The sequence below is a fragment of the Rubeoparvulum massiliense genome, from assembly GCF_001049895.1.
Lineage (GTDB): Bacteria > Bacillota > Bacilli > Rubeoparvulales > Rubeoparvulaceae > Rubeoparvulum > Rubeoparvulum massiliense.
Genome location: NZ_CVPE01000003.1, coordinates 64905 through 88932, shown reverse-complemented (window position 1 = coordinate 88932; position 24028 = coordinate 64905). Strand labels below are relative to the sequence as shown.

Genomic DNA, 24028 nt, shown 5'->3' with positions numbered 1-24028 from the left:
TAAGGGGAATGAAACTGTTTGCAAGAGCAAAAGAACCAAATCAAAATTAGTTTTGATAGTGTTGAAGAAGGACAGCTGGTTACGGGCCCGCAAGATCAGTATTTAAAATTGATTGAAGCATCTACAAATGCAAAGATTGTTTCAAAAGGTACAGAGGTCATGATTGAAGGGGAAGAGAAACAATGTGCGGTGCTTGATCATCTCTTCCGCGTACTGATTCAACTTGTTCGTCAGGGCTCGCCATTACATCCCCGTGATATTCAATATGCCATTCGGCTTGCGCAACACTTTGAAGCGGATCAGTTACTGGAGTTATTTCAGGATGTGATCCTTGTTACGCAGAAGGGGAAGGCCATTCATCCCAAGTCATTAGGCCAACGTCACTATATCTCCATCATCAAAAAGAAGGATATTGTATTTGGGATCGGCCCAGCAGGTACTGGAAAAACCTATTTGGCGGTCATGATGGCTGTACGTGCGCTGAAGGAGAATCAAGTAAAGCGCATTGTCTTAACGAGGCCTGCAGTGGAAGCAGGTGAAAGCCTAGGCTTCTTACCAGGTGATATGCAAGAGAAGGTTGATCCCTATCTCCGTCCACTATATGATGCACTATTTGATGCACTCGGTGCTGATCATGTTGCACGCTTAATGGAACGTGGTGTCATCGAGGTTGCTCCACTTGCCTATATGCGTGGACGCACACTGGAGGATTGTTTTGCGATTCTAGACGAAGCACAAAATACAACGCGAGAACAAATGAAGATGTTCTTGACACGTTTGGGTTTCGGCTCCAAAATGGTAATAACTGGCGACATTACACAAATCGATTTGCCAAGAGGTAAAGCCTCAGGTTTAGTTGAAGCGATCCATCTACTTCAAGCAATTGATGAAATTGGAATTATTCAATTCAGTGCAATGGATGTAGTTCGACATCAATTAGTACAACAGATTATCGATGCTTATGAAGCCAAACCGGAGTAAATCCGCCCATGTTTGGAGATGAAAAACATGAAGAAAGTAGAAAAAACGAATAAAGAGAGGAAGAAAAAAAGCGAAAAGATCTCGATTTTGGCTGTCTGGAAACAGCATCCTGCTATTCGCTTACTCCTATTTGTCGCCCTTGGACTGGTGATGTATCTCTTGTTTTTCGATGCAGTAAAACCTGTTGTCTATCACTTTAACGTCAATGATACTTACATGGGAGATACGGAGATCCGTGCTCCTAGAACAGTGGTTGACGAAGAAAAGACAGCAGATGCCAGAGAACAAGCAGCCAAGCGTGTTCAGCCTGTTTATACCTTAGAGGATAGTAAATTAAGGGAACAGCTTCAGCAATTGGAGAATATTTTTGCTGCAGTGAAGGAGATTAACTCCAATGATGAGTTAAGTCGGGATGAACGTGTCACACAGATTCAGAATGCCATTCCTTTTCAGCTATCTGAGGAATCCTATCAAACATTAGCTACCATTCCCCCAGAGATCTTACCTTCAATCAAGGTACCAACTACAGATCTAGTTATGGAAGTGATGTTGCCAGGTATTCGTCAATCCTCAGATGAAGATATGCAACAAGCGCTGCAGTATATTAACGAAAAATTAGCTGTTAATGAATTGCGGAGTAATTACCGTAAGGTGGTACAAGAGCTTGCCAAAGCAAGTGTTGTACCCAATGAGCTCTATGATCAACAAAAAACAGAAGAGCTACGGCAGCAGGCCATGGACAATGTTGAAGAGATTACGGTCTCTGAAGGTGAACTTCTGCTTAAAAGTGGTCAGATTATTACCAATGAGATTTATCGCAATCTAAAGCTTGTAGGACTTCTAGAGACAGAAACCAATCCATTTCTCTATATCGGGACATTTCTTACTGCCCTCCTGGTACTAGCGACGATCTATAGCTATCTTTATTTAATCCATCCCCGGCTCCAATTAGATAATAAGGGACTCACCATGTATGTGGCCATTGTTATTTTAGCCTTGCTTGTAATGGCGATATTCCAACTGGGCTTGAAGTTGAACTGGAGCCATATCGGTTTTATTGTTCCTGGGATTTTTGCCATCATCTTAACGATGCTCTATTTTGATAGCCAACTTGCGCTCTTTACAGCGGTGATTTTATCGCTTTTCACCAGCGTGATGTTTAATGAGCAACTTGGTCAGATTCTAGATTTTCGTTATGGCTTTTCGATGATGGTAAGCTCAATTACAGCCATCGTCTTTCTCCAATGGTTACGGCAGAAGAAAAGTAAAATTCTAATCGTTGGTTTAATGATTGCTTTAGCCAATATGATCAGTATTGTAACCATCTCCATGCTGGAGGGGGGACCTTCTGGTTGGTCAGAGCTATGGGATCAATTAGTTTTGGGATTAGCCAGCGGTTTTATCTCTTCCGTTCTTGCAATGGGAATTATGCCATTCTTTGAAACGATCTTTGGCATTCTCTCTGATGTAAAATTAATTGAACTATCCAATCCCAATCATCCATTACTACGGAAACTGCTTTTAGAGACACCAGGAACCTATCACCATAGTGTAATGGTGGGCAATCTGGCGGAGGCTGCCGCTGAGGCAATCCAGGCTAATGGTCTACTTGCCCGAGTGGGCTCGTACTATCATGATGTGGGAAAAATGAAGCGGCCACGCTTCTTCATTGAAAATCAGATGGGTGGAGAGAATCCTCATGATAAAATCTCTCCCTCCTTAAGTAAAACCATTATCATCGCTCATCCTTATGATGGTGTGGAAATGTTAAAGGAGTATCGAATTCCTAAGGCGATACAAGATATTGCTGAACAGCATCATGGTACGACATTGCTACGATACTTTTACCATAAGGCGAAGGAGCAATCGGAACAGCCTATTCAGGAGAGCGATTTTCGCTATCCTGGACCCAAGGCGCAATTTAAAGAGGCGGCCATCGTTGGGATCGCTGACTCTGTAGAAGCAGCAGTGCGCTCTTTATCCAAGCCTACACCTGAAAAGATCGAATTGATTGTGCATAAAATCGTGAAGGATCGTTTAGAGGATGGTCAGTTTGATGAGTGCCATCTTACCTTGAAGGAGTTAGATATCATCACAAAGACCATTCTGCAGACTTTACATGGCACCTTTCATTCACGGATCGAGTATCCCGATGAGAAGGATGTAACACCACAATTGAATCTCCCAAAACAGGGTAAAGAAAAAGGAGTATGACGAGCATGAGCTTAACCATCTATCTAGAGAATGAAGTACCCGATCTTGTAAGCGAAGAAGAAAATGCAGAGATTGAACAACTGATCGAAACTGTATTGCAACGAGCCTCTGAGTTGGAGGATGAGGCGGGAGAGGTTTCTGTTACCCTTGTGGATAATGAGATGATTCACCAATTAAATCTACAATATCGTCAAGTGGATCGTCCTACGGATGTTCTTTCCTTTGCCCTTGATGAAGAAGGGGAGGGAGAACTAGATATTATCTACGAAGAGGATGAATTAGAGGAGAATGGAGAGATTCCGCGATTACTTGGGGATATTATTATCTCCATCCCCAAGGCAAAGGAACAAGCTGAGGAGTATGGACACTCATTTCATAGAGAGTTGGCCTTTCTTGCTGTTCATGGCTTCCTGCACTTAATCGGCTATGATCATGAGGTGGAAGCAGCAGCGCAAGCCATGTTTGCTCGTCAGGAGGAGATCTTACAATCCTGCAATATTACAAGATAAAATCGTCAAGGCTTGATGATTATTGTTCGTCGAAGCTAGATTAGGCAACCATTCTGTTGTGAAAGGGGATTTAATGTAAGCGTGAAACAGCTGCGCACCTATCTCGTGATGGGCTTTCTGGTTTTGTTGCCCATGATTGCAACCATCTACGTGATTCAGTTTATCTTTGTTTTTGTCGATCGTGTTTTGGGCTCTTTTATGACGGAGCTACTTTTTTTCTTGATACCAGGGGTTTCTGCAAGCGACCTTCATTTTGAATTGTTCGGCTTGGAATATAGCGAGCGCATTCCTGGTTTAGGCTTTATCGCAGCCATCCTTCTGCTCATTGGTGTTGGGATGGCAACACGAAGCTTTTTGGGACGCCAAATCCTCCGTTTAACAGAAGTGATTTTTACCAGAATCCCTATCGCTCGGAGCATTTACTCGACGGTCCAACAGATCGTCTCGGCCTTTAGCCAAGAAAGGACGAGCTTTCAAAGTGTGGTATTGGTAGAATATCCACGGAAGGGTGTTTATACCGTTGGATTTTTAACCGGCAATCATGACGGGGAAATCAGACGACGTACCTTTTCTAACGCGATTAGCGTCTTTCTGCCCACGACTCCTAATCCAACCTCTGGTTGGCTCGTGATTGTACCAGAGGATGATGTGATCTTCTTAAAGATGTCTGTAGAGGATGGACTGAAATTTATCATCTCAGGTGGTGTTGTAGCGCCACCCAATGATGAGGAGATGAGTAAGGAAGAGAAGGAGCAGGCAGTTGAAGCACAGATTGAAGCGCAGATGATGGAATGGAATAAAAATGCTGAAGCAGAGAAGATTCCTGTATCCGCAAACGCGAAAAGGTAGGAGGCATTTCGATGAAGCATCAATATACAACTGAAGCATTGATTGAAGAAGCGAAAAATGCGAGAGAGAAGGCCTATACACCCTACTCCCATTTTCAAGTTGGCGCAGCCATTGAGACGGAGGATGGTGAGATTTTTCATGGCTGTAACATCGAAAACGCTGCATACAGCTTGTGTAATTGTGCAGAACGTACAGCAATGTTTGCAGCTTATGCAGCAGGCAGCCGGAAATTTAAACGCTTAGCAGTGGTGGCTGCTACAGAACGCCCTGTCTCTCCATGTGGTGCATGTCGCCAGGTGATGGCAGAGCTTTGTGCCCCTGAGATGCCCGTTATTTTGGCGAATTTAAAAGGGGATACGCTGGAAACTACGGTAGCCCAGCTTTTACCGGGTGCCTTTATTCAGGAGGATCTTCATGGAAGCAGGAAATAATTACCGTTCAGGATTTATTGCACTAATTGGTCGTCCCAATGTCGGAAAGTCCACCTTGATGAATCAAATGGTAGGGAGTAAAGTGGCTATCATGTCAGACAAGCCACAAACAACGCGCAATCGGATCCGGGCCATTTATACCGATGATGCAGGACAGGCCATCTTTATTGATACGCCAGGGATCCATAAGCCTCGCTCAGCCCTTGGACATAACATGGTTCGAGTTGCCTTAGATACCCTGTCTGAGGTAGATTTAATCCTCTTTGTCATCGATGTTACACAAGAGTTAGGCGGTGGCGATCAGTTCATTCTTGAACAACTACGGAATGTAGATACACCGGTCTTTCTCATCTTGAATAAGATTGATCAAGTACACCCTACTCAATTATTACCGGTGATTGATCAGTATCGTACGCTCTACTCATTCGCAGAGATTGTTCCTGTTTCAGCCTTGAATGGGAATAATGTAGAGACTCTCCTTCAGGTGATCATGCAGTATCTCCCAGAGGGACCCCAATTCTACCCAACTGACCAGGTTACCGATCATCCAGAACGATTCATCATCGGTGAATTGATTCGTGAAAAAACATTACAATTAACCAGTGATGAGGTTCCTCATTCTATCGCAGTGGTAGTGGACCAAATTGAACCAGGAGAGCGGGAGGATGTGGTGGTGGTGCATGCTACCATCTATGTAGAACGCCCTTCCCAAAAGGCGATTGTTATCGGTAAGCAAGGCAAGATGCTACAGGAGATCGGCACACGTGCTCGCCAAGATATTGAACGCTTACTTGGAAGTAAGCTGTTTCTTCATCTTTGGGTACGCGTAAAGAAGGATTGGAAAAATCGTGAAGATATCTTGCGGGACTTTGGCTATTTTGAAGAGGAGTAGTAAAATACTTTAGCAAATTTTCCAAGGCATAGAGTGACGGGTTGGCTCAAACTCTATAGGATAGAAGAGGTAATCGACTCTTCACGAATTCATTCCCTGCGAAAGGATGATCAGCATGAATGAACTATTGTGGAGACTCTTTACATCCACTGGAGATATCCAGAGTTATTTGTTATATAAAGAGCTTGAACGTATATCCTGTCATCAATCGAACGCAGAGGAAAAACAGACTGTGCTGAGCCTGTCCATGCAACAGGAAGTATTTTAGATCATACATAGTGGAGAGGATAGATCTTGTTAATTAAAGTAGAGGGAATTGTGATACGTACAGTTCCTTATGGGGAAGCCAATGTGGTACTCACTCTGTTAACGCAAGATCGAGGGAAGCTTGCAGTAATGGCCAATGGAGCGAAGCGGGGGAAGAGTAAGCTACGAGCGGCCTCCCAGCTATTTTCGCAGGGGATCTTTTTGCTCTTTGCTGGCAAAGGGATGCCCTCGCTGAATCAAGCAGAAGTGCTTCATTTCTTTCATCTTCAGGAAAATATAAGGCAAACCGCCTATGCTTCCTATCTATGTGAATTGGTTACGCGACTTATCCCGGATCATGAACCCAATCCAGCGCTCTATGATCTTTTACTTACCATGCTGCAATATCTTGAAGAAGGTAAGGACCCGGATATCATCGGCCGAATCTTTGAAATGAAAGTGCTAAACTCCATCGGCTTGCAGCCTGAATTGACCAGCTGTATTCACTGTAGGAGCACAGCGCCACCCTTTCTGTTTAGTATTAAAGAGGGTGGCTTACTCTGTCAGCAATGCATTGCTCACGATCCCTATGCCATTGGCATCTCTGAAGCGACACAGAAGCTTTTACGCTTATTTCAAGTGATGGATTCCCATCGTGTTGGCGCCATCGCAGTGAAACAGGAAACACAGAAGCAAATGGCGCAGCTCATGTCACGATTTATCGAAGAACATACCGCTGTACAATGTAAATCTCGTGCTTTTATTGAACAGCTAGACCGCAATGGTCTGTAATGGGGGTCACTCGTAGGGATACGAGTGACCTTTCTGATTCAGCACAGTTAGCTGAATTCATCCAAGGGAACAAATGTGAAATCTTTCATTCTGCCATACAATTTTCACACTTATGGTTTCCTATTAGGCACAAATGTAATATACTATTCATGAAAAGTATGACACAATTGTTTTCGTCAAAGGTGGTGAGTCCCATCCGTTTAAGTGAACGTCAAGAATTGATTATCGAGATCGTAAAAAAACAAGGCCCCATTACAGGCGAACAGATCGCAGAGCAATTGAATTTAACACGTGCAACATTGCGTCCTGATCTAGCCATTCTGACCATGGCTGGTTTCGTTGAAGCGAGACCTCGCGTGGGGTATTTTATAGGCAAGAATAGTAATGTCCGCCTTTATGCAGCACAATTAGAGAATCAGTTAGTGAAGGACTATAAAGCGCATCCCATCGTCATCAATGAGTCTGCATCGGTCTATGATGCCATTGTACAACTCTTTCTTGAGGACGTGGGTACCTTATTCGTTCTGAATAAAGAGGGGCAGCTGGCAGGTGTGATCTCTCGTAAGGACTTATTACGGGCAGCCATTGGTAACAAGAGTTTAGAGGAACTACCTGTTAGTATTATTATGACGCGTATGCCGAATATTGTTACGATTTTTCCTGAAGAGACACTCCTTGACGCTGCAAAAAAATTGATTAATAACGCTATCGATTCATTACCTGTGGTTCGTCGTGTAGGTCAAGGCGAAAATACATATGAGGTAATGGGTCGGATCACGAAGACCACCATCACACGTGCTTACGTGGAGTTACTGGATGATGAATCCATTTAGGGAGGGATATCCAATCAGCGCGAATGAGAAGATTGTTTATGTTGTTTCTGACTCTGTAGGTGAAACAGCAGAATTTGTGGTGAAGGCGGTTGCTAGCCAGTTTAATGGTGGCCATGTTGATATCCGCCGTTATTCCTATGCTGTTGACCCAGATGATATAGAGGATGTTATTCAACTGGCAAAGGAACATCAGGCCATTATTGCTTATACGCTGGTCATACCAGAATTAAAAGCAATCCTTGATGAACGTGCAAGCAAGGAGGGTGTGAAGGCCGTCGATCTGCTCAACCCCTTGATCGATGCTTTTCGCGAATTCTTTGCTGTGGAGCCAAAGCATGAACCAGGCTTGATGAGAAGACTGGATGATGATTATTTCCGCCGTGTAGAAGCCATTGAGTTTGCTGTAAAATATGATGATGGTCGAGATCCACGGGGGATCCTCCGTGCAGATCTTGTCCTGCTAGGCGTTTCACGTACTTCAAAAACACCTTTATCCATGTATTTAGCCCATAAGCGTTATAAGGTAGCCAATGTACCCATCGTGCCAGAGGTGGCTCCTCCCGATGAGTTATTTCAGGTTCCGCGCAATCGTTGTGTCGGTCTGATTATTTCTCCAGATAAGCTGAATCAGATTCGCACCGAGCGTCTAAAGTCATTAGGGTTAACTTCTCAAGCCAATTACGCTAGTTTTGAGCGGATCCTTGAAGAATTGGAATATGCAGAAAAAGTGATGAAGCGGGTAGGTTGCCCCATTATCGATGTATCCAACAAAGCAGTAGAAGAGACAGCAAGTTTAATTATCGATATCTTAAATCGGGGAAGGAGTTACACAGAATGAGCAAGAAGTATGTTTACCTATTTCAAGAAGGACGCAGTAACATGCGTGATTTGTTAGGAGGAAAGGGTGCCAATCTAGCAGAGATGACCCATATTGGTCTACCAGTACCTCCAGGCTTCACCATCTCCACAGAGGCTTGTAATGCATACTACGAGTATGGTAAGCAATTGACCGAGGAGATGCGTGATCAAGTGATGACTGCCCTCCGTCAATTGGAAGAGACCACAGGTAAGCAATTAGGGAATGTAGAGAATCCATTATTGGTTTCTGTACGTTCTGGTGCTGCCATCTCCATGCCAGGGATGATGGATACGGTTTTGAATCTAGGTTTAAATGACGAAACCGTTGTTGGCTTAGCTCGCTTAACTCAGAATCCTCGCTTCGCCTATGACTCCTATCGTCGCTTTATCCAGATGTTTAGTGACGTGGTATTGGGCGTGGATATGTACCATTTCGAGCACCTATTGGAGGGAGTTCGTGAGGCCAAGGGCTATTCAGCAGATCCGGAGATGACTGCTGAAGACTGGCAAGAAGTGATTGTAGAGTATAAAAAGATCGTAGAAAAACAGATTCGCAAGCCATTCCCCCAAAATCCTATGGAGCAATTATTCTTAGCCATTAATGCGGTGTTTGAATCCTGGAATAATCAACGTGCCATCGTCTATCGGAAATTAAACAAAATCCCTGATCATATTGGAACAGCTGTTAATGTCCAAAGCATGGTCTTCGGGAATATGGGGAATGATTCTGGTACTGGCGTGGCCTTTACTCGTAATCCTTCTACAGGTGAGGCTGTTCTCTACGGGGAGTTCCTAATCAATGCCCAAGGTGAGGATGTAGTTGCCGGTATTCGTACACCTGAACCGATTGCCCAGCTTGAGCAGGAGATGCCTGCTGTATTCCAGCAATTTAAAGAGGTATGTACCCGACTAGAGCAACACTACAAGGATATGCAGGATATTGAATTTACCGTGGAACATGGTAAACTCTATTTCCTCCAAACTCGGAATGGTAAACGGACAGCACAGGCTGCCATCCGTGTTGCAGTAGAGATGGTAGAGGAAGGGATCATCGATAAGGAGACCGCACTCTTACGTGTAGACCCTGATCAATTGAATCAATTACTCCATCGCCGTATCGATGAATCTGCAGAAAAGAACGTCATGGCCAAAGGGCTTCCTGCTTCCCCAGGGGCAGCTACAGGGAAAGTGGTATTTGATGCAGACGAAGCAGAAGAACTGGGCAATGCTGGTGAAAAAGTAATCTTAGTTCGCCCTGAAACAACACCGGATGATATTCATGGTATCGTTGCAGCTCAAGGGGTTGTAACCAGCCGTGGTGGGATGACGAGTCATGCTGCTGTAGTAGCACGTGGGATGGGTAAGGCTTGTATCTGCGGTTGCGAAGCGATTCAAATTGATCTAAAAGCACAACGCTTCCATGTAGGTAGCCTAGAAATCCATCATGGTGACATCATCTCCATCGACGGAAGCACAGGTGAAGTCATGAAGGGTGCTGCGAAGATGGTTGATCCTGAGCTATCACCACAATTCCAACAATTACTTGGCTGGGCCGATGAGGTACGTCAATTGAAGGTCTTTACCAATGCGGATACACCTCATGATGCTTTGAAAGCACGGGAATTTGGAGCTGAGGGTGTAGGACTATGCCGTACCGAGCATATGTTTATGGATCCTGCCCGTCTTCCTATCGTTCAAGAGATGATCTTAGCTGAAGATGATGAAGCTCGGAAAGTGGCATTAGATCAATTATTGCCCATGCAGCAAGATGATTTTGAAGGCATCTTCCGCGCGATGGAAGGACTACCTGTTACCGTTCGTCTTCTTGACCCACCATTACATGAATTCTTACCAGACTTTGAAGATCTATTAGTAGAAATTACAAAATTACAGATTACAGCACCTCAAAGTGAAGAATTGAAAGAGCTTGAACAGATGATGCGCAAGGTTCGTCAATTAAAAGAGATGAATCCCATGTTAGGAAATCGCGGTTGCCGTCTTGGCCTTCTTCATCCTGATATTTATGAGATGCAGGCGAAAGCGATCTTCTACGCTGCTGCAACCTTAATTAAAGAAGGGACAGCAGTCTATCCAGAGATCATGATCCCATTAGTTGGTCATGTTCATGAGCTTCAAATTTTACGTGAAGTTGTTGAGAAGGCTGGAGCGATGGTCATGGAAGAGACAGGGGTTACCATTTCCTATGCAATCGGTACAATGATTGAGCTACCACGTGCTGCGCTCACTGCCGATCAAATTGCTACCCAAGCAGATTTCTTCTCCTTCGGGACCAACGACTTAACACAGACTACCTTTGGCTTTAGTCGCGATGATGCTGAAGGTAAGTTCCTACAAACCTATATTGAGCACAAGGTTCTTCCTGAGAATCCCTTTGCTGTTCTCGATCAAGAAGGTGTTGGTAAATTGGTTGAAACAGGAGTTCGTCTCGGACGTCAGACGAAGCCGAACCTCAAAGCGGGTATCTGTGGTGAGCATGGTGGCGAAAAGAGCTCCATTGATTTTTGCTATCGAGCTGGCCTCAATTATGTAAGCTGCTCTCCATATCGTGTGCCTTTAGCACGTCTTGCAGCAGCACAAGCCACCATCCGCAATGCAAAATAATTGACGGGTAGACTAGAATGGTGTATATTAATTTCGTTTGTAATGGAATACTCCTTTACTAAGGAGTATTCTGTTTTTTATGAATCACCACCAAGTTCTTTTTATTTTTTCATGCAGGAATATTAGCAGTGATGTCGAAATCACAGAAAGAAGCCATCGAGCAACATTTATTTCTAGTTCATGGGAAAAGGATTTTTGTTGAATTTTGACGAATATGAAAGTAGAGAGAAACTCAGGATGAAGAGGGATACTGTATAAGTAAGGTGATGAGATTGACAAAACTGATTCCTCAAGAATTGGTGGAACAAGTACGGCAAGCCCATGACATCGTAGATGTGGTGAGTCAATACGTCCAACTTAAAAAAAGTGGGCGTAACTATTTCGGACTTTGCCCATTTCATTCTGAGAAGACCCCATCATTTTCAGTGGCTCCTGATAAACAAATATACTACTGTTTCGGGTGTGGCAAAGGGGGGAATGTTCTTTCATTTTTAATGGAGATTGAAGGGCTTACCTTTCAAGAGGTGGTTAAAGATCTGGCTGATAAAGCAGGTATCTTGCTTCCACAGTTGGCTGAACGTGATGACAATCATGCTCATAACCAAGGGAAGAATCAAATATATGAGGCCTATACGCTAACAGCCAAATATTATAATTACTTATTGGAAGAGACACCATATGGTCAAATGGCACGGGAGTATGCCAAAACTCGCGGACTGGAACCACTAACCATTCAAGAGTTCCAAATCGGCTATGCCCCCAATGATTGGGAATCACTGGCCAATTTACTAAAGAGACGTGGCTTTCCTTTGCCACTCATGGTTGAGGCAGACCTTCTTGCTCGTCGTGAGTTTGATCATAAAGTATATGACCGTTTTCGCCACCGCTTAATCTTCCCGATTCATGATCATCGGGGGAGGGTAATCGGTTTGGGCGGAAGAACGCTGGGAGATGGTCAACCGAAGTACTTAAACACATCGGAGACACCCATCTTTCATAAGAGTCGCATCCTCTTTAATTTCCATCGTGCTCGTCAAGCCATTCGGCAAGAGCGAAAAGTGATCCTCTTCGAGGGATATGTGGATGTGGTCTCAGCATGGCAAGCAGGGATCCGAAACTGTGTGGGTACTTTGGGAACTTCATTGACGCCAGAACATGCTCAGATCTTAGCACGTCAGGTGGATCAAGTGATTCTCTGCTTTGATGGTGACTCAGCAGGTGTTGATGCAGCCAATCGTGCAGCAGGGATTCTTGAAGAAGCAGGAGTATTTGTAAAGATTGCTCAGCTTCCTGATGGTATGGATCCCGATGAGTATCTACGCAAGAATTCGTCCGAGTCATTTCAAAAGCAAATTATTGATACGGCACTACCTGTAACAGCATTCCGATTAAATTACTTAAAAAAAGGGAAGAACTTGAAGGATGAGGCAGAATTACGTAAGTTTATGGACGATGCGTTAACGGAGATTTCACGTTTACGCCACGCTATTGAACGTGATCATTATCTTCGTCAGCTTGCTGATGAATTCTCCTTCTCCCTCGATGCATTAAAACAGGAGCAGTATCATATATATCGACGAACGCAAAAAATGGAAAAGAATAGGGATAACAATAAGCAAACGTGGAATAATAGTAGCAATTATACTTCACGAGCGATTCAAGGAAAAAGAAAACCTGCCTATTATTATGCGGAGCAGCATTTATTGGCGCTGATGTTTTATAATCGTCATTTAATACGCCAGGTCGAAGAGAAGATTGGCGGGCAATTCAATGTGGATCAATTTGCAGCCATCGCTGCTTATCTATATAGCTATGAAGGTGATAAGGATGAAGTGGATGTGGCGAGCTTTATCCAATCCCTCCCTGACACCGAGTTACAGAATACGGCCTCACAAATCGCAATGTTGGATGTGAATCTGGAGGTTTCGGATCAGGTGATTAAAGATTATATGATTCAGATTTTATCTTACCCGAAATGGGCAGAGATTGAACGGTTAAAAAACGAGGCGAAACAGCTGGATAAGGTTGGAGAAGCTGGACGAGCCGCAGAACTTTTTGAACAGGTGATTCGATTGGAAAAGGAATTGAAACAGTGGCAGAAGCAAGATTCCTGTGGAAGGAGGGAAGAAAATGCCGAATGAACACTCCGAAATGGGGCACTCCTTGGAGCAAGTAAAAGAGCACCTCGTTGAAGTAGGGAAGAAACGGGGTTCACTCTCTTATAAAAAGATTATGGATAAGCTCTCACCCTTTGATCAGGATGCAGACCAGATTGATGAGTTTTTTGAGTATCTAAGTGACCAGGGAGTAGAAGTTCTCAACGAGGATACGGAAGAGGATGAGGAACCAGACTTTAATCAAATGAAGGATGACAAAGAGATTGACGAATTAAAGATGGATGATCTCTCCGTTCCACCAGGAGTCAAAATCAATGACCCTGTTCGTATGTATTTAAAAGAGATTGGTCGTGTTCCCCTTCTTAGTGCAGAAGAGGAGATTGAACTGGCCAAGCGGATACAACAAGGGGATGAATCGGCGAAGCGCCGTTTAGCAGAAGCCAACCTACGTCTTGTGGTAAGTATCGCAAAACGTTATGTTGGTCGGGGGATGCTCTTTCTAGATTTAATTCAAGAGGGTAATATGGGCTTGCTCAAAGCCGTTGAAAAATTTGATTACACGAAGGGGTACAAGTTTAGTACCTATGCTACTTGGTGGATTCGTCAAGCCATTACGCGTGCAATTGCGGATCAGGCTAGGACCATCCGCATCCCGGTACACATGGTAGAAACCATCAATAAGCTCATCCGTGTATCACGGCAACTATTACAAGAGCTCGGTCGTGAACCTACACCTGAAGAGATTGGTAAGGTAATGGATTTACCACCTGAAAAGGTTCGGGAGATTATGAAGATCGCTCAGGAGCCTGTCTCCCTTGAGACACCTATCGGTGAAGAGGATGATTCCCATCTAGGTGATTTTATTGAAGATCAGGATGCGTTAGCCCCTTCAGATGCTGCTGCTTACGAATTGTTGAAGGAGCAATTGGAGAGTGTCTTACATACGCTGACTGAGCGGGAAGAGAATGTGCTACGTCTGCGTTTTGGCCTTGATGATGGACGCACCCGTACACTCGAAGAGGTTGGTAAGGTTTTTGGCGTTACGCGGGAGCGTATCCGTCAAATTGAAGCTAAAGCTTTGCGTAAACTGCGCCATCCTAGTCGTAGCAAACGTTTAAAAGATTTCTTAGAATAATTGCATGGTTTCCATGTTTTAGACCTAGAGACCTACATGTTGATTGCGAACATGTAGGTCTTTCTATGCTTGAAAAAGGGAGAAAAAGTGCCGACATAATCAGTAGACCCAGGTAAAGGATGGATACCCATGGATGATGTTAAACGCAAAATAATCGTTACTGAGATAGAATCCTGGAAAAGAAACCAACTGCTCCCTGCCCATTATTGTGATTTCCTCCTCAATCTTTATACCGAAGGGGAGGTAAGTTCTTCTGCGGAGGGACTACCCCAATCAAGTGGAGCGAAGCATTTCCTTTGGGAGAAATTGAAGCGTTTCAAATGGTTACTGCTGGTGCTAGTCTCCTCCTTAACTGGAATTATTTATCTTGCCTACCATTTTACCGATTTTGATCCGACAATGCAAATTCTTTTCGTTGGATTTCTTTTCCTCCTTCTATTAGGAACAGGAGCATGGCTCTTAAAGCGAAAAGAGCCCTTTGCCCATCTCTTTATGGGTTCAGCAGCGCTTCTGCTAATCTGGCTCGCCTTCCTGCTGCAATTTCAGCTGGGCGATGGCATGGACTCCGGTTTAAAGCCTAGCTTTCTTCTTCTCATCGCCTTGCTATGGCTACTTATGGGATTTATTTTTAAAGTACCTTATCTGATTATTGGCGGAGAGATCGCACTGGTCCTATGCTATGCGATCTGGTTATATCCGCAAATCGACGGAGAGTCTATTTGGATTGTCCAGCTGATTTGGATTCTGCCGATGATCATTCTTGGCGTATTGGTCTGGCTCCGCACCACGATTCTCCAACGCTGGTTTCCTTACTTCATTCTGCTTATTGTATTAATGCTATTTGGTCCTGAGCTCCAAGCATTATATCTGAGTAATTTACAATCCCTAGAGCTCCAATTATTCTTCCTGGCGAAGACACTGATTGCAACGGTCTTGATTACATTAAGCATTAAGTTATGGCGCAAGCGAAAATAATTTTTATTATGACCCCGTGGATGGGGTTTTTTTTGTTTTTAAGAAGGATTGCATGGAAAAGTGACGAATAGAATAATCTGAATAATGAAAAGGTTTGAAAAATATCTGAGCAAGCCTGAGCAAACGCTCACTCGGAAAGGGTGATTCGCTTGGACTTTGATTTAACAGAAGAACAGCGACTGCTGAAAAAAACCATTCAGCAGTTTGCTGAAGCAGAGGTGGAGCCTGGTGCCAATGAACGTGATTTGAGTGGAGAATTTCCGATCCATGTGATGAAACAGTTAGGTGAACTGGGGATGTTAGGTCTACCATTTCCTGAAGAGTATGGAGGTGGAGGTGGGGATACGCTTAGCTTTGTCATTGTAACCGAAGAGCTAAGTCGTGTCTGTGCATCCACAGGGATTACGTATTCTGCCCATATCTCGTTGGGGGCTGCTCCCATTGCTATGTTTGGGAATGAGGAGCAAAAATCCACCTATCTCTCACCATTATGTAGAGGGGAATGCCTAGGTACCTTCGCATTGACTGAGCCCAATGCAGGCTCTGATGCAGGTGGGACAGAAACGAGAGCATACTTAGATGGAGAAGAGTGGGTGATTTCTGGAACGAAGGTGTTTATTACCAATGCGAGCTTTGCCCAGTTTGTCACCTTGACAGCACAAACTCATCTAGAGAAGGGAAAGCAGGGGATCAGTGCGCTCATCGTTCCAACCCACCTAAAAGGGATCACTATCTATACACCCTATCGGAAAATGGGACTCCATGCCTCCAATACAACAGAGATCATTCTTGATGAGGTACGTGTTCCCCGTGAGAATATTCTAGGGGTGGAAGGACAGGGCTTTAAACAATTCTTGACGACTTTGGATGGCGGCCGAATCGGAATCGCTGCCATGGCAGTAGGGATTGCCCAAGGCGCTTTTGAGAAAGCACTTCAGTATGCGAAGGAACGGAAGCAATTTGGTCATTCCATCGCACGCTTTCAGGCGATTCATCATCGCCTAGCGAATATGGCATTAGAAATTGAATTAGCACGGAACTTGGTGTATAAGGCAGCATGGTTAAAGGATCGTAACCGTGCCTATACGAAGGAGGCGGCCATGGCGAAGCTCTATGCTACAGAAATGAGTTCACGGGTCTGTGATGGGGCCATTCAGATTCATGGAGGCTATGGTTATATGCATGATTATCAGGTAGAACGCTTCTACCGTGATACACGCTTATTAGAGATCGGGGAAGGAACCTCCGAAATCCAACGCAATGTCATTGCCCGAGAAATCGGGTGTTTCCACTAATATTCAGATGATTGAAGGAGATGAGTACAATGAAGACCATCGGTGAATTAATCGAACTACAGGCAGCGAAATATGGAGAGAAGCCCTATTTAATTGTGCCTGAACGAGAGGAGATCATTTCATACCAACAGTTGAATCAACGGGTAAGTCAAACAGCCAATCTATTGCGGCAATTGCAGATTACCCATGGAGATAAGGTAGCACTACTCTTACCCAATATTCCTGAATTTCTCTACTTTTATTTTGGAACGATGAAGCTTGGCGCTATTGCAGGACCCGTGAATATCTTACTCAAGTCTGCTGAATTGCAATATGTGATCCATAATTCAGAGGCCAAGGTTCTAGCAACAACAAGTACCTATCTTCCAGCGCTACAAGCGATTCGTGATCAGCTTCCTCTCTTACAAACCATTCTAGTAGTAGATGAACCGGATTCTGAGTTGGCTCAATCCTTCTATCCTTTGTTAGAAGCGCAATCAACTGAAATTGAACAGCAGGCTGTCGCTTCCCATGATGAAGCGATGATCATTTATACATCAGGTACCACAGGTCATCCCAAGGGGGTGTTATTAACCCATGAGAATCTACTCTATGATGCGGAACAGATCGCGATCTGGCATGGACTCACCCCAGATGATCGTGCCATGTGTATCCTTCCCCTCTTCCATGTGAATGGAGAGGTTGTGACGCTTATCACTCCACTCTTATCAGGAGGATCGGTGGTGATGCCAGAGCGCTTCTCAGCGAGTCAATTCTTTCCCACCATTGCAAAATATCGGGTCAATTGGTTTAGTGCTGTTCCCACCAATCTCACCATCTTACTTAATACCAATGTAGACTTAACCCAATATGATCTCTCATCGCTCCGCTTCTGTATTTGTGGTGCTGCACCGCTACCCGTTGAGGTACAGCGTGCTTTTGAGCAGAAGGTGGGAATCTATATTATTGAAGGCTATGGTTTATCGGAGACCACATGCTATTCATCGTTTAATCCTCATCCTCCTCATGGTGAAGAGGGAATTGGTACAGGGAATCAGTATCGCCGTTATGGCTCCATTGGTCTTCCTGTAGGTAATGAGATGAAGGTGGTAGACCAGAATGGTAATGAGCTGCCAGCCTATGAGCGGGGAGAGATCATTGTCAGAGGACAAAATGTGATGAAGGGATACTTTAAGCGACCAGAAGCCAATGAGGAAGCATTCCGTGATGGCTGGTTCCATACCGGTGATGTTGGCTACCGTGATGAAGATGGTTATTTCTACTTAACAGACCGAAAGAAGGATATGATCATCCGCGGTGGTGAGAATATCTACCCCCGTGAAGTGGATGAAGCATTATATGCACACCCCAAGGTGCGTGATGCAGCAACAGTGGGAATTCCAGACGAGAAGTATGGCGAAGAGGTGCTCTCCTTTATTGTTCTGAAGGAGGGATGTATCGCCACGGAGAAGGAATTCCTTGACTACTGCAGCCAGCAGCTGGCTGATTATAAGTGTCCAAAGGAGATTCGCTTTATTGCAGAGATTCCCAAGGGGCCTTCGGGTAAACTATTACGACGAAAATTAATCGAGCAAGAGCTTCAACAGTAGCTTGCAGTTCTTGCGCTGAAAAGGTAGGATATTGATGGATGGGGGGTTGCCCAGTCGTATGAGGCAACCCTTTCAAATTTGGTCAGGATTTAAAGGAGTTGCAACATGAGCGTAGAAAATTCGATCCGTTTACAAACCATCGCCCAATTGGTTCCCTCAGGGTACAGAATCGCTGATATCGGTAGCGATCATGCGTATCTCCCCACTTATCTTGTAAGGGAAGGGATCGCTCCAGTAGCGATTGCAGGAGAGCTTAATGAAGGACCTTTACAGATGGCGCACCGACATGTGGATGAGGCTGGTCTATCTCAGGAGATCGCGATTCGCCAAGGCGATGGACTAAGTGTTCTTACTCCAGGCGAAGTGGATGCCATCGTAATCGCAGGGATGGGAGGAACCTTGATCACTTCGATTCTGCAGAATGACGAGGCTCGGTTAGCTGGAGTTCAATGCTTGATCCTTCAGCCTAATGTGGCTGCCCAGAGTGTGCGACGCTGGCTTTATTCCCATGGCTGGCAGCTGGTGGCGGAGCGAATCGTGAAAGAGGATGGGAAAATCTATGAAATGATGGCGGCCGAGCCAGCCCAAAGGAAAGAGAATCAGGAGCCCTGGGATCCTGCCTATGATCATCCTCAGCTTTCCCAGGAGCATCTCTTCTTAGTAGGTCCATTACTGGTACGGCAAGGTGGTGCCATTTTCCATGAAAAATGGCAAGGTGAGCTTCATAAACGAGAGCAAGCGTTAGAATCCATGATGAAAGCGAAGGAGCAAGAGCAGGTAATGGAACAGCTTCGCAGATTTCAGGATGAGATCACGATAATCAAGGAGGTCTTACAATGTACCTACGGGGAGAAACAATCATCCAATGGATCGAGGAATTAGCACCAAAGTATTTGGCCTATGAGGATGATCGGATCGGCTTGCAGGTGGGACGTGTGAACCGGGAGATTAAAAAGGTGATGATTACACTAGATGTCCTTGAAGCAGTGGTGGATGAAGCGATTGAGCTAGGCGTTGATCTAATCATCTCTCACCATGCACTGATCTATCGCCCACTGGCTCATCTTCGGACGGATCTCCCCGCAGGGCGTGTGCTCCAAAAGTTATTATCCCATGACATTGCGGTCTATACCGTCCATACCAATCTCGATATTACAGAGGGTGGCTTAAATGACTGGATAGCTACACGGCTTGGCTTGAGGCAGGTCGAATTGCTAGAAGCACACCAGTATGAAGTCACGAACCCTGTGGTGAAGAGTGAAAAAGCATATGGCGTGGGTCGCATAGGGGTTTTGCCAGAGCCATGTACCTTACATGAGTTAGCTATGCAAGTGAAAGAGCTTTTTCTTCTCGATGGGGCACGGATTGTGGGAGAACCTTCGCAACTGGTGAATAAGGTTGCGGTGGTTGGCGGTGATGGCAATCGTTTTGTCCAGAAGGCTGCATTCCGTGGGGCAGATGTTTTAATCACAGGTGACATCTATTACCATACAGCTCATGATGCCATGGCTGCTGGTCTGGCCCTCATCGATGGTGGCCACTATATGGAGCATATTATGAAAGCAGAAGTAGCTCGTTATCTCCAGCAGACTGCCATGGCACGGAAGTCAGCCTCCGAGACCCAGTTTATAATTTCACAAGCAAATACCAACCCATTCCAATTTTGTTAAATAGATACCACTTGCCTAATTTCCATACATTTGCTATATTAAATTGTTACTCTTCCTGTTGCAGAATGGAGGGTAACCCGTTATAATTAAGAATGCAAATGAGAAGTAGAGCGGGTAATCGCTGGCAAGGTAACTTGCAAGAGGAAAGTCCGGGCACCATAGGGCGAAGATGCCAGCTAACAGCTGGACATCGCGAGATGATGGCTAGTGCCACAGAAACAGAGACCGCCGATGGATGCGCAAGCATCACAGGTAAGGGTGGAAGCGTGAGGTAAGAGCTCACGAGGTAGGTAGGCAACTGCTTATCTGGTAAACCCCATCTGGTGCAACTCTAAGAGTAGGACAGGTGTTTAATCACCGAACGTGCTGCCCGTACGTGTCCTTGATGGTAAGAGGCTTGAGTTTATCTGTGAAGGTAAACCTAGATAAATGATTACCACTCCAAGAGGTGGGAGCAGACGATGCGATATGACCACCTGGAGAACAGAACCCGGCTTATAGCTCTACTTCTAAAGCATTGATGCGCCTGACCTAAATAGGTCAGGCGCTTATTTTTGCTTCCAATGCATATCAGCAGTGGCAAAAGTAACCAGACGATGATATACTATAACAAGACTTAAACTAGAATGAGAATAAATTGAGAAAATGAAAATCAATTTCATTTCAGCATACACTTTTAAAGAAGGTGAAGGCTGCCCATTGCGGGCAGCTTTTCCTGCTAATAGGGGATATGAAAGTGATTTTCTTTCTCAATAAGAAGGAATGGAGTATGGAGAACGGAGGGATGATATGGAAGCAAAAGGAGAAGTGAAGCAAGAACTAGTCGCTCTTCAGCTATCCAGCCCTTTTTGGCTAAAGTTTGGTGAATTAATCGCTGCCTTGGTGAGTGGCATCTTAATCATGGTTGCATGGAGTCTGGAAGGGCAAGGCTGGGAAACAGGTACCGTGCTCATCTATCTCTTCGCTTTTATGATTGGAGGCTTTGCGAAAGCCAAAGAAGGAATTCAAGCGCTCTTCCTCCAACGAAAGCTGAGTGTCGAGTTACTGATGCTATTTGCTGCTATAGGTTCAGCGATCATTGGCTACTGGACAGAAGGTGCCATTCTCATTTTTATCTTCGCACTCAGTGGCGCATTAGAGTCCTACACTATGCAGAAGAGTCATCGGGAGATCTCCGCATTAATGTCCATGGAGCCTCATGAAGCCCATGTGCTCCGCGATGGTCTCACCATACGACTGCCCGTGGAAGATCTGGTGATGGGTGACATTGTAGTGATTAAGCCGGGAGAACAGGTACCTGTGGATGGCGTGATTGTTCGTGGGGAATCTCATTTGAATCAAGCTGCAATCACGGGAGAATCTAGTCTGGTTTATCGTAAGCATGGTGATGAGGTATATGCAGGTACCATGAATCAAGAAGGGTTGCTACATGTACAGGTCACAAAGCCCTCTACCGATACCTTATTTCAAAAGATTATTACCATGGTTCAAGCTGCTCAACAGGAAAAATCACCGTCACAGCTCTTTATTGAACGTTTTGAAGCACTCTATGTGAAGGTGGTACTTGTAGTAGTTGCCCTGCTCCTTTTCCTACCCCACTATCTCTTGGGCTGGAGCTGGAATGAGACCATCTATCGAGCCATGGTCTTTATGGTTGTAGCCAGTCCATGTGCATTGGTGGCATCCATAATGCCTGCTACCCTTTCAGCCATTTCCAATGGAGCGCGTCAAGGGATCTTGCTCAAGGGGGGCGCTCATTTGGAGAGTCTTGGGACGATTCGTGCCATTGCCTTTGATAAAACAGGAACATTAAGCACAGGAAAACCCATTGTTACGGATCTCATCTTGGATCCTAGCATTGATGAGCGAGAATTTCTCACCGTGGTTGCAACCATTGAAGCTGCGTCCAATCATCCTTTGGCCCTGGCCATTGTTCAATATGCGGATCCGCAAATTGAAGGTCGTCTTGAAATGGAGCGTTTAGAGGATATGCCGGGGCAGGGAATTACTGCGAGCATACAGGGGGAGGAGTGGCGGATTGGCAATGGAAGATTGATGCAGCAGTCCTTTGATGAAGAGATCAAGAAGATGGCTCAGCAATTGGAGGAAGAAGGAAAGACCATCGTCTATGTACAAAAGGCGGGTCAGGTGATTGGTATCTTCGCTCTTCGGGATGGTGTACGGCAAGGAGCGAAGCAGGCTGTAGCAGCCCTTAAGGGAGCGGGGATTCATACGGTATTAATAACCGGTGATAGTCCAACGACAGCGGCCATCATCGGCGTAGAAACGGGTGTAGATGAAGTCATCGCCCAGTGTTTACCCGAGGATAAGGTACTCCATGTAAAACGGTTGCGGGATCAGTTTCGGCATGTGGCCATGGTTGGAGATGGGATCAATGATGCGCCCGCTTTAGCTACAGCCAATGTAGGTATCGCTATGGGAGAAGGAACGGATGTGGCTCTAGAAACAGCGGATGTTGTGTTAATGAAGAATGATCTGCAACGGATTGCTGCAACAATCCAGCTTTCGCAGAAGATGAACCGGATTATTAAGCAGAATATCGTCTTCTCAATCGCGGTGATCCTGCTCCTCATTGGGGCCAACTTCTTTCAACTTTTGGATCTACCACTGGGTGTGATCGGTCATGAAGGAAGTACAATTCTCGTAATCCTGAATGGTCTACGATTGCTCCGGACCCGTCCGAAATAAAGCTTTGAAATCAGGGCGCCAAAGTCTCATATGAGGAAAAAACTGCATCTGAACCAGCTCTTCTTTATGTTACAATAGGAAGAGTAGAATTTAGAATTGATGGCAAAGGAGTGGTTTTGAAGTGGAAACATTCCAATATTATAACCCTACAAGGCTCATCTTCGGTAAAGATACCGTCACCGCATTAAAGGATGAGGTTCCAAAGTACGGAAAGCGGGTATTACTCGTCTATGGTGGTGGCAGCATCAAGCGGAATGGCCTCTATGATCGTGTGATTGAGCAGTTAAATACCATTGATGCAGAGGTGTTTGAACTACCAGGCGTTGAACCCAATCCCCGCCTTACAATGGTAGAGAAGGGGGCGGCTCTCTGCCGTGAGCATAAGATTGAGTTCCTCCTCGCTGTGGGGGGCGGTAGTACCATCGATTGCACCAAGGCCATTGCTGTGGCAGCTCTTCATGAAGGTGATTTCTGGCAGGATGTAATTATTAAGCATGAAGCACCCAAAGCAGCTCTACCATTAGGTACGATTCTCACCCTAGCTGCAACAGGCTCCGAGATGAATTCTGGCTCTGTCATTACGAATTGGGAAACACAGGAAAAGTATGGCTGGGGAACACCACTCGTCTATCCGAAGTTCTCCATCCTCGATCCTGAGAATACATTTAGCGTCCCTAAGGATCAAACCATCAATGGGATGGTTGATATGATGGCTCATGTCTTTGAACACTACTTCCATATTTCACCCAATGCACCTTTGCAAGAACGTTTATGCGAAAGTGTATTACAAACGGTGATTGAAACAGCGCCGAAGCTAGTCAATGATCTACACAATTTCCAATTGCGCGAGACCATTTTATTTAGTGGCACCATGGCCTTAAATGGGATGATCAATATGGGAATCCGTGGAGATTGGGCAACGCATAACCTAGAGCATGCGGTGAGTGCAGTGTATGACATTCCTCATGGTGGTGGCTTGGCTATCCTCTTCCCTAATTGGATGAAGCATGTGATGGATGAGAAGCTTGACCGTGTGAAGCAATTGGCAATTCGTGTATGGAATGTAGATCCAACAGGTAAATCAGATCGTGAAGTGGCATTAGAGGGAATTGAACGTCTTCGTCAATTCTGGACGGAGTTAGGTGCACCAGCACGTCTGGCCAATTACGAGATCGATGATTCCCAATTGGATCTGCTTGTGGAAAAAGCCATGGCTTTTGGACCATTTGGTCGCTTTAAGGTCCTCAATCATGACGATGTAGCAGCCATTTATCGTGCCTCTCTGTAATTACGCATTACCATACCAGGATT

General features: G+C 45.0%; 20 protein-coding genes and 1 other RNA gene. All 21 read left to right on the top strand.

What is annotated here, in order from left to right:
• Window positions 1–18: 18 nt before the first annotated feature.
• The 21 genes from BN1691_RS00580 to BN1691_RS00485 all read left to right on the top strand — a co-directional run bounded on the left by BN1691_RS00580 (window position 19) and on the right by BN1691_RS00485 (window position 24005).
• The gene (locus tag BN1691_RS00580; RefSeq protein ID WP_048600318.1) at window positions 19–981 is read left to right on the top strand and encodes a PhoH family protein; all 963 of its coding nucleotides are present in this window, start codon (window positions 19–21) and stop codon (window positions 979–981) included.
• Between the two features lie 27 nt (window positions 982–1008).
• Entirely contained in the window at window positions 1009–3195 is a 2187-nt protein-coding gene (locus BN1691_RS00575) for an HD family phosphohydrolase (protein WP_048600317.1), read from the top strand.
• A gap of 5 nt (window positions 3196–3200) precedes the next feature.
• Window positions 3201–3704 (top strand): rRNA maturation RNase YbeY, encoded by a 504-nt coding sequence (ybeY, locus tag BN1691_RS00570; RefSeq protein ID WP_048600316.1) that lies wholly within the window; start codon window positions 3201–3203, stop codon window positions 3702–3704.
• 81 nt (window positions 3705–3785) lie between these two features.
• Window positions 3786–4553: a DUF502 domain-containing protein gene (locus BN1691_RS00565; protein ID WP_231638321.1), complete on the top strand. Its 768-nt coding sequence runs from the start codon at window positions 3786–3788 to the stop codon at window positions 4551–4553.
• 11 nt (window positions 4554–4564) lie between these two features.
• A complete protein-coding gene (locus BN1691_RS00560) occupies window positions 4565–4984 on the top strand; it encodes a cytidine deaminase (RefSeq protein WP_048600315.1) in 420 nt (139 codons plus the stop codon).
• Entirely contained in the window at window positions 4968–5876 is a 909-nt protein-coding gene (era, locus tag BN1691_RS00555; protein ID WP_048600314.1) for a GTPase Era, read from the top strand. The genes BN1691_RS00560 and era overlap by 17 nt, the downstream gene beginning before the upstream one ends.
• A gap of 106 nt (window positions 5877–5982) precedes the next feature.
• Window positions 5983–6144, top strand: a complete 162-nt coding sequence (locus tag BN1691_RS14810) for a YqzL family protein (RefSeq protein WP_082146912.1) — start codon at window positions 5983–5985, stop codon at window positions 6142–6144.
• A gap of 26 nt (window positions 6145–6170) precedes the next feature.
• Window positions 6171–6914: a DNA repair protein RecO gene (recO, locus tag BN1691_RS00550; protein WP_048600313.1), complete on the top strand. Its 744-nt coding sequence runs from the start codon at window positions 6171–6173 to the stop codon at window positions 6912–6914.
• A gap of 158 nt (window positions 6915–7072) precedes the next feature.
• Complete coding sequence (locus BN1691_RS00545; protein ID WP_048600312.1) at window positions 7073–7747, top strand: transcriptional regulator CcpN; 675 nt, start codon at window positions 7073–7075, stop codon at window positions 7745–7747.
• Window positions 7734–8585, top strand: a complete 852-nt coding sequence (locus BN1691_RS00540; protein ID WP_048600644.1) for a pyruvate, water dikinase regulatory protein — start codon at window positions 7734–7736, stop codon at window positions 8583–8585. Before BN1691_RS00545 ends, BN1691_RS00540 begins: the two co-directional genes overlap by 14 nt.
• Window positions 8582–11227 carry a pyruvate, phosphate dikinase gene (gene ppdK, locus BN1691_RS00535; RefSeq protein WP_048600311.1) on the top strand — a complete coding sequence of 882 codons (2646 nt, stop codon included), beginning with the start codon at window positions 8582–8584 and terminating at the stop codon, window positions 11225–11227. Before BN1691_RS00540 ends, ppdK begins: the two co-directional genes overlap by 4 nt.
• Before the next feature lie 266 nt (window positions 11228–11493).
• The gene (dnaG, locus tag BN1691_RS00530; RefSeq protein WP_048600310.1) at window positions 11494–13368 is read left to right on the top strand and encodes a DNA primase; all 1875 of its coding nucleotides are present in this window, start codon (window positions 11494–11496) and stop codon (window positions 13366–13368) included.
• Window positions 13358–14479, top strand: coding sequence for an RNA polymerase sigma factor RpoD (gene rpoD / locus BN1691_RS00525; RefSeq protein WP_048600309.1), 1122 nt, complete (start codon window positions 13358–13360; stop codon window positions 14477–14479). The genes dnaG and rpoD overlap by 11 nt, the downstream gene beginning before the upstream one ends.
• A 129-nt stretch (window positions 14480–14608) precedes the next feature.
• The gene (locus BN1691_RS00520) at window positions 14609–15454 is read left to right on the top strand and encodes a hypothetical protein (RefSeq protein ID WP_048600308.1); all 846 of its coding nucleotides are present in this window, start codon (window positions 14609–14611) and stop codon (window positions 15452–15454) included.
• Between the two features lie 149 nt (window positions 15455–15603).
• Window positions 15604–16749, top strand: a complete 1146-nt coding sequence (locus BN1691_RS00515) for an acyl-CoA dehydrogenase family protein (RefSeq protein WP_048600307.1) — start codon at window positions 15604–15606, stop codon at window positions 16747–16749.
• A gap of 29 nt (window positions 16750–16778) precedes the next feature.
• Window positions 16779–18338, top strand: coding sequence for a class I adenylate-forming enzyme family protein (locus BN1691_RS00510; protein ID WP_048600306.1), 1560 nt, complete (start codon window positions 16779–16781; stop codon window positions 18336–18338).
• 105 nt (window positions 18339–18443) lie between these two features.
• On the top strand, window positions 18444–19220 hold the full coding sequence (locus tag BN1691_RS00505; RefSeq protein WP_048600305.1) for a tRNA (adenine(22)-N(1))-methyltransferase: 777 nt from the start codon (window positions 18444–18446) through the stop codon (window positions 19218–19220).
• A complete protein-coding gene (locus BN1691_RS00500) occupies window positions 19175–20008 on the top strand; it encodes a Nif3-like dinuclear metal center hexameric protein (RefSeq protein ID WP_048600304.1) in 834 nt (277 codons plus the stop codon). The genes BN1691_RS00505 and BN1691_RS00500 overlap by 46 nt, the downstream gene beginning before the upstream one ends.
• A gap of 102 nt (window positions 20009–20110) precedes the next feature.
• An RNA gene (gene rnpB, locus BN1691_RS13975) (RNase P RNA component class A) lies at window positions 20111–20522 on the top strand.
• 275 nt (window positions 20523–20797) lie between these two features.
• Window positions 20798–22717 carry a heavy metal translocating P-type ATPase gene (locus tag BN1691_RS00490; protein ID WP_053083684.1) on the top strand — a complete coding sequence of 640 codons (1920 nt, stop codon included), beginning with the start codon at window positions 20798–20800 and terminating at the stop codon, window positions 22715–22717.
• A 121-nt stretch (window positions 22718–22838) separates the two neighbouring features.
• Entirely contained in the window at window positions 22839–24005 is a 1167-nt protein-coding gene (locus BN1691_RS00485; protein ID WP_048600302.1) for an iron-containing alcohol dehydrogenase, read from the top strand.
• The last annotated feature ends 23 nt before the right edge of the window (window positions 24006–24028 follow it).

Coding starts and splice junctions, on each gene's coding strand:
- ppdK (WP_048600311.1), top strand. CDS start 8,582: ATGAGCAAGAAGTATGTTTACCTATTTCAAGAAGGACGCAGTAACATG.
- dnaG (WP_048600310.1), top strand. CDS start 11,494: ATGAGATTGACAAAACTGATTCCTCAAGAATTGGTGGAACAAGTACGG.
- BN1691_RS00560 (WP_048600315.1), top strand. CDS start 4,565: ATGAAGCATCAATATACAACTGAAGCATTGATTGAAGAAGCGAAAAAT.
- BN1691_RS14810 (WP_082146912.1), top strand. CDS start 5,983: ATGATCAGCATGAATGAACTATTGTGGAGACTCTTTACATCCACTGGA.
- BN1691_RS00540 (WP_048600644.1), top strand. CDS start 7,734: ATGAATCCATTTAGGGAGGGATATCCAATCAGCGCGAATGAGAAGATT.
- rpoD (WP_048600309.1), top strand. CDS start 13,358: ATGCCGAATGAACACTCCGAAATGGGGCACTCCTTGGAGCAAGTAAAA.
- BN1691_RS00505 (WP_048600305.1), top strand. CDS start 18,444: ATGAGCGTAGAAAATTCGATCCGTTTACAAACCATCGCCCAATTGGTT.
- BN1691_RS00500 (WP_048600304.1), top strand. CDS start 19,175: ATGTACCTACGGGGAGAAACAATCATCCAATGGATCGAGGAATTAGCA.
- BN1691_RS00520 (WP_048600308.1), top strand. CDS start 14,609: ATGGATGATGTTAAACGCAAAATAATCGTTACTGAGATAGAATCCTGG.
- era (WP_048600314.1), top strand. CDS start 4,968: ATGGAAGCAGGAAATAATTACCGTTCAGGATTTATTGCACTAATTGGT.
- BN1691_RS00545 (WP_048600312.1), top strand. CDS start 7,073: ATGACACAATTGTTTTCGTCAAAGGTGGTGAGTCCCATCCGTTTAAGT.
- BN1691_RS00510 (WP_048600306.1), top strand. CDS start 16,779: ATGAAGACCATCGGTGAATTAATCGAACTACAGGCAGCGAAATATGGA.
- BN1691_RS00490 (WP_053083684.1), top strand. CDS start 20,798: ATGGAAGCAAAAGGAGAAGTGAAGCAAGAACTAGTCGCTCTTCAGCTA.
- ybeY (WP_048600316.1), top strand. CDS start 3,201: ATGAGCTTAACCATCTATCTAGAGAATGAAGTACCCGATCTTGTAAGC.
- BN1691_RS00575 (WP_048600317.1), top strand. CDS start 1,009: ATGAAGAAAGTAGAAAAAACGAATAAAGAGAGGAAGAAAAAAAGCGAA.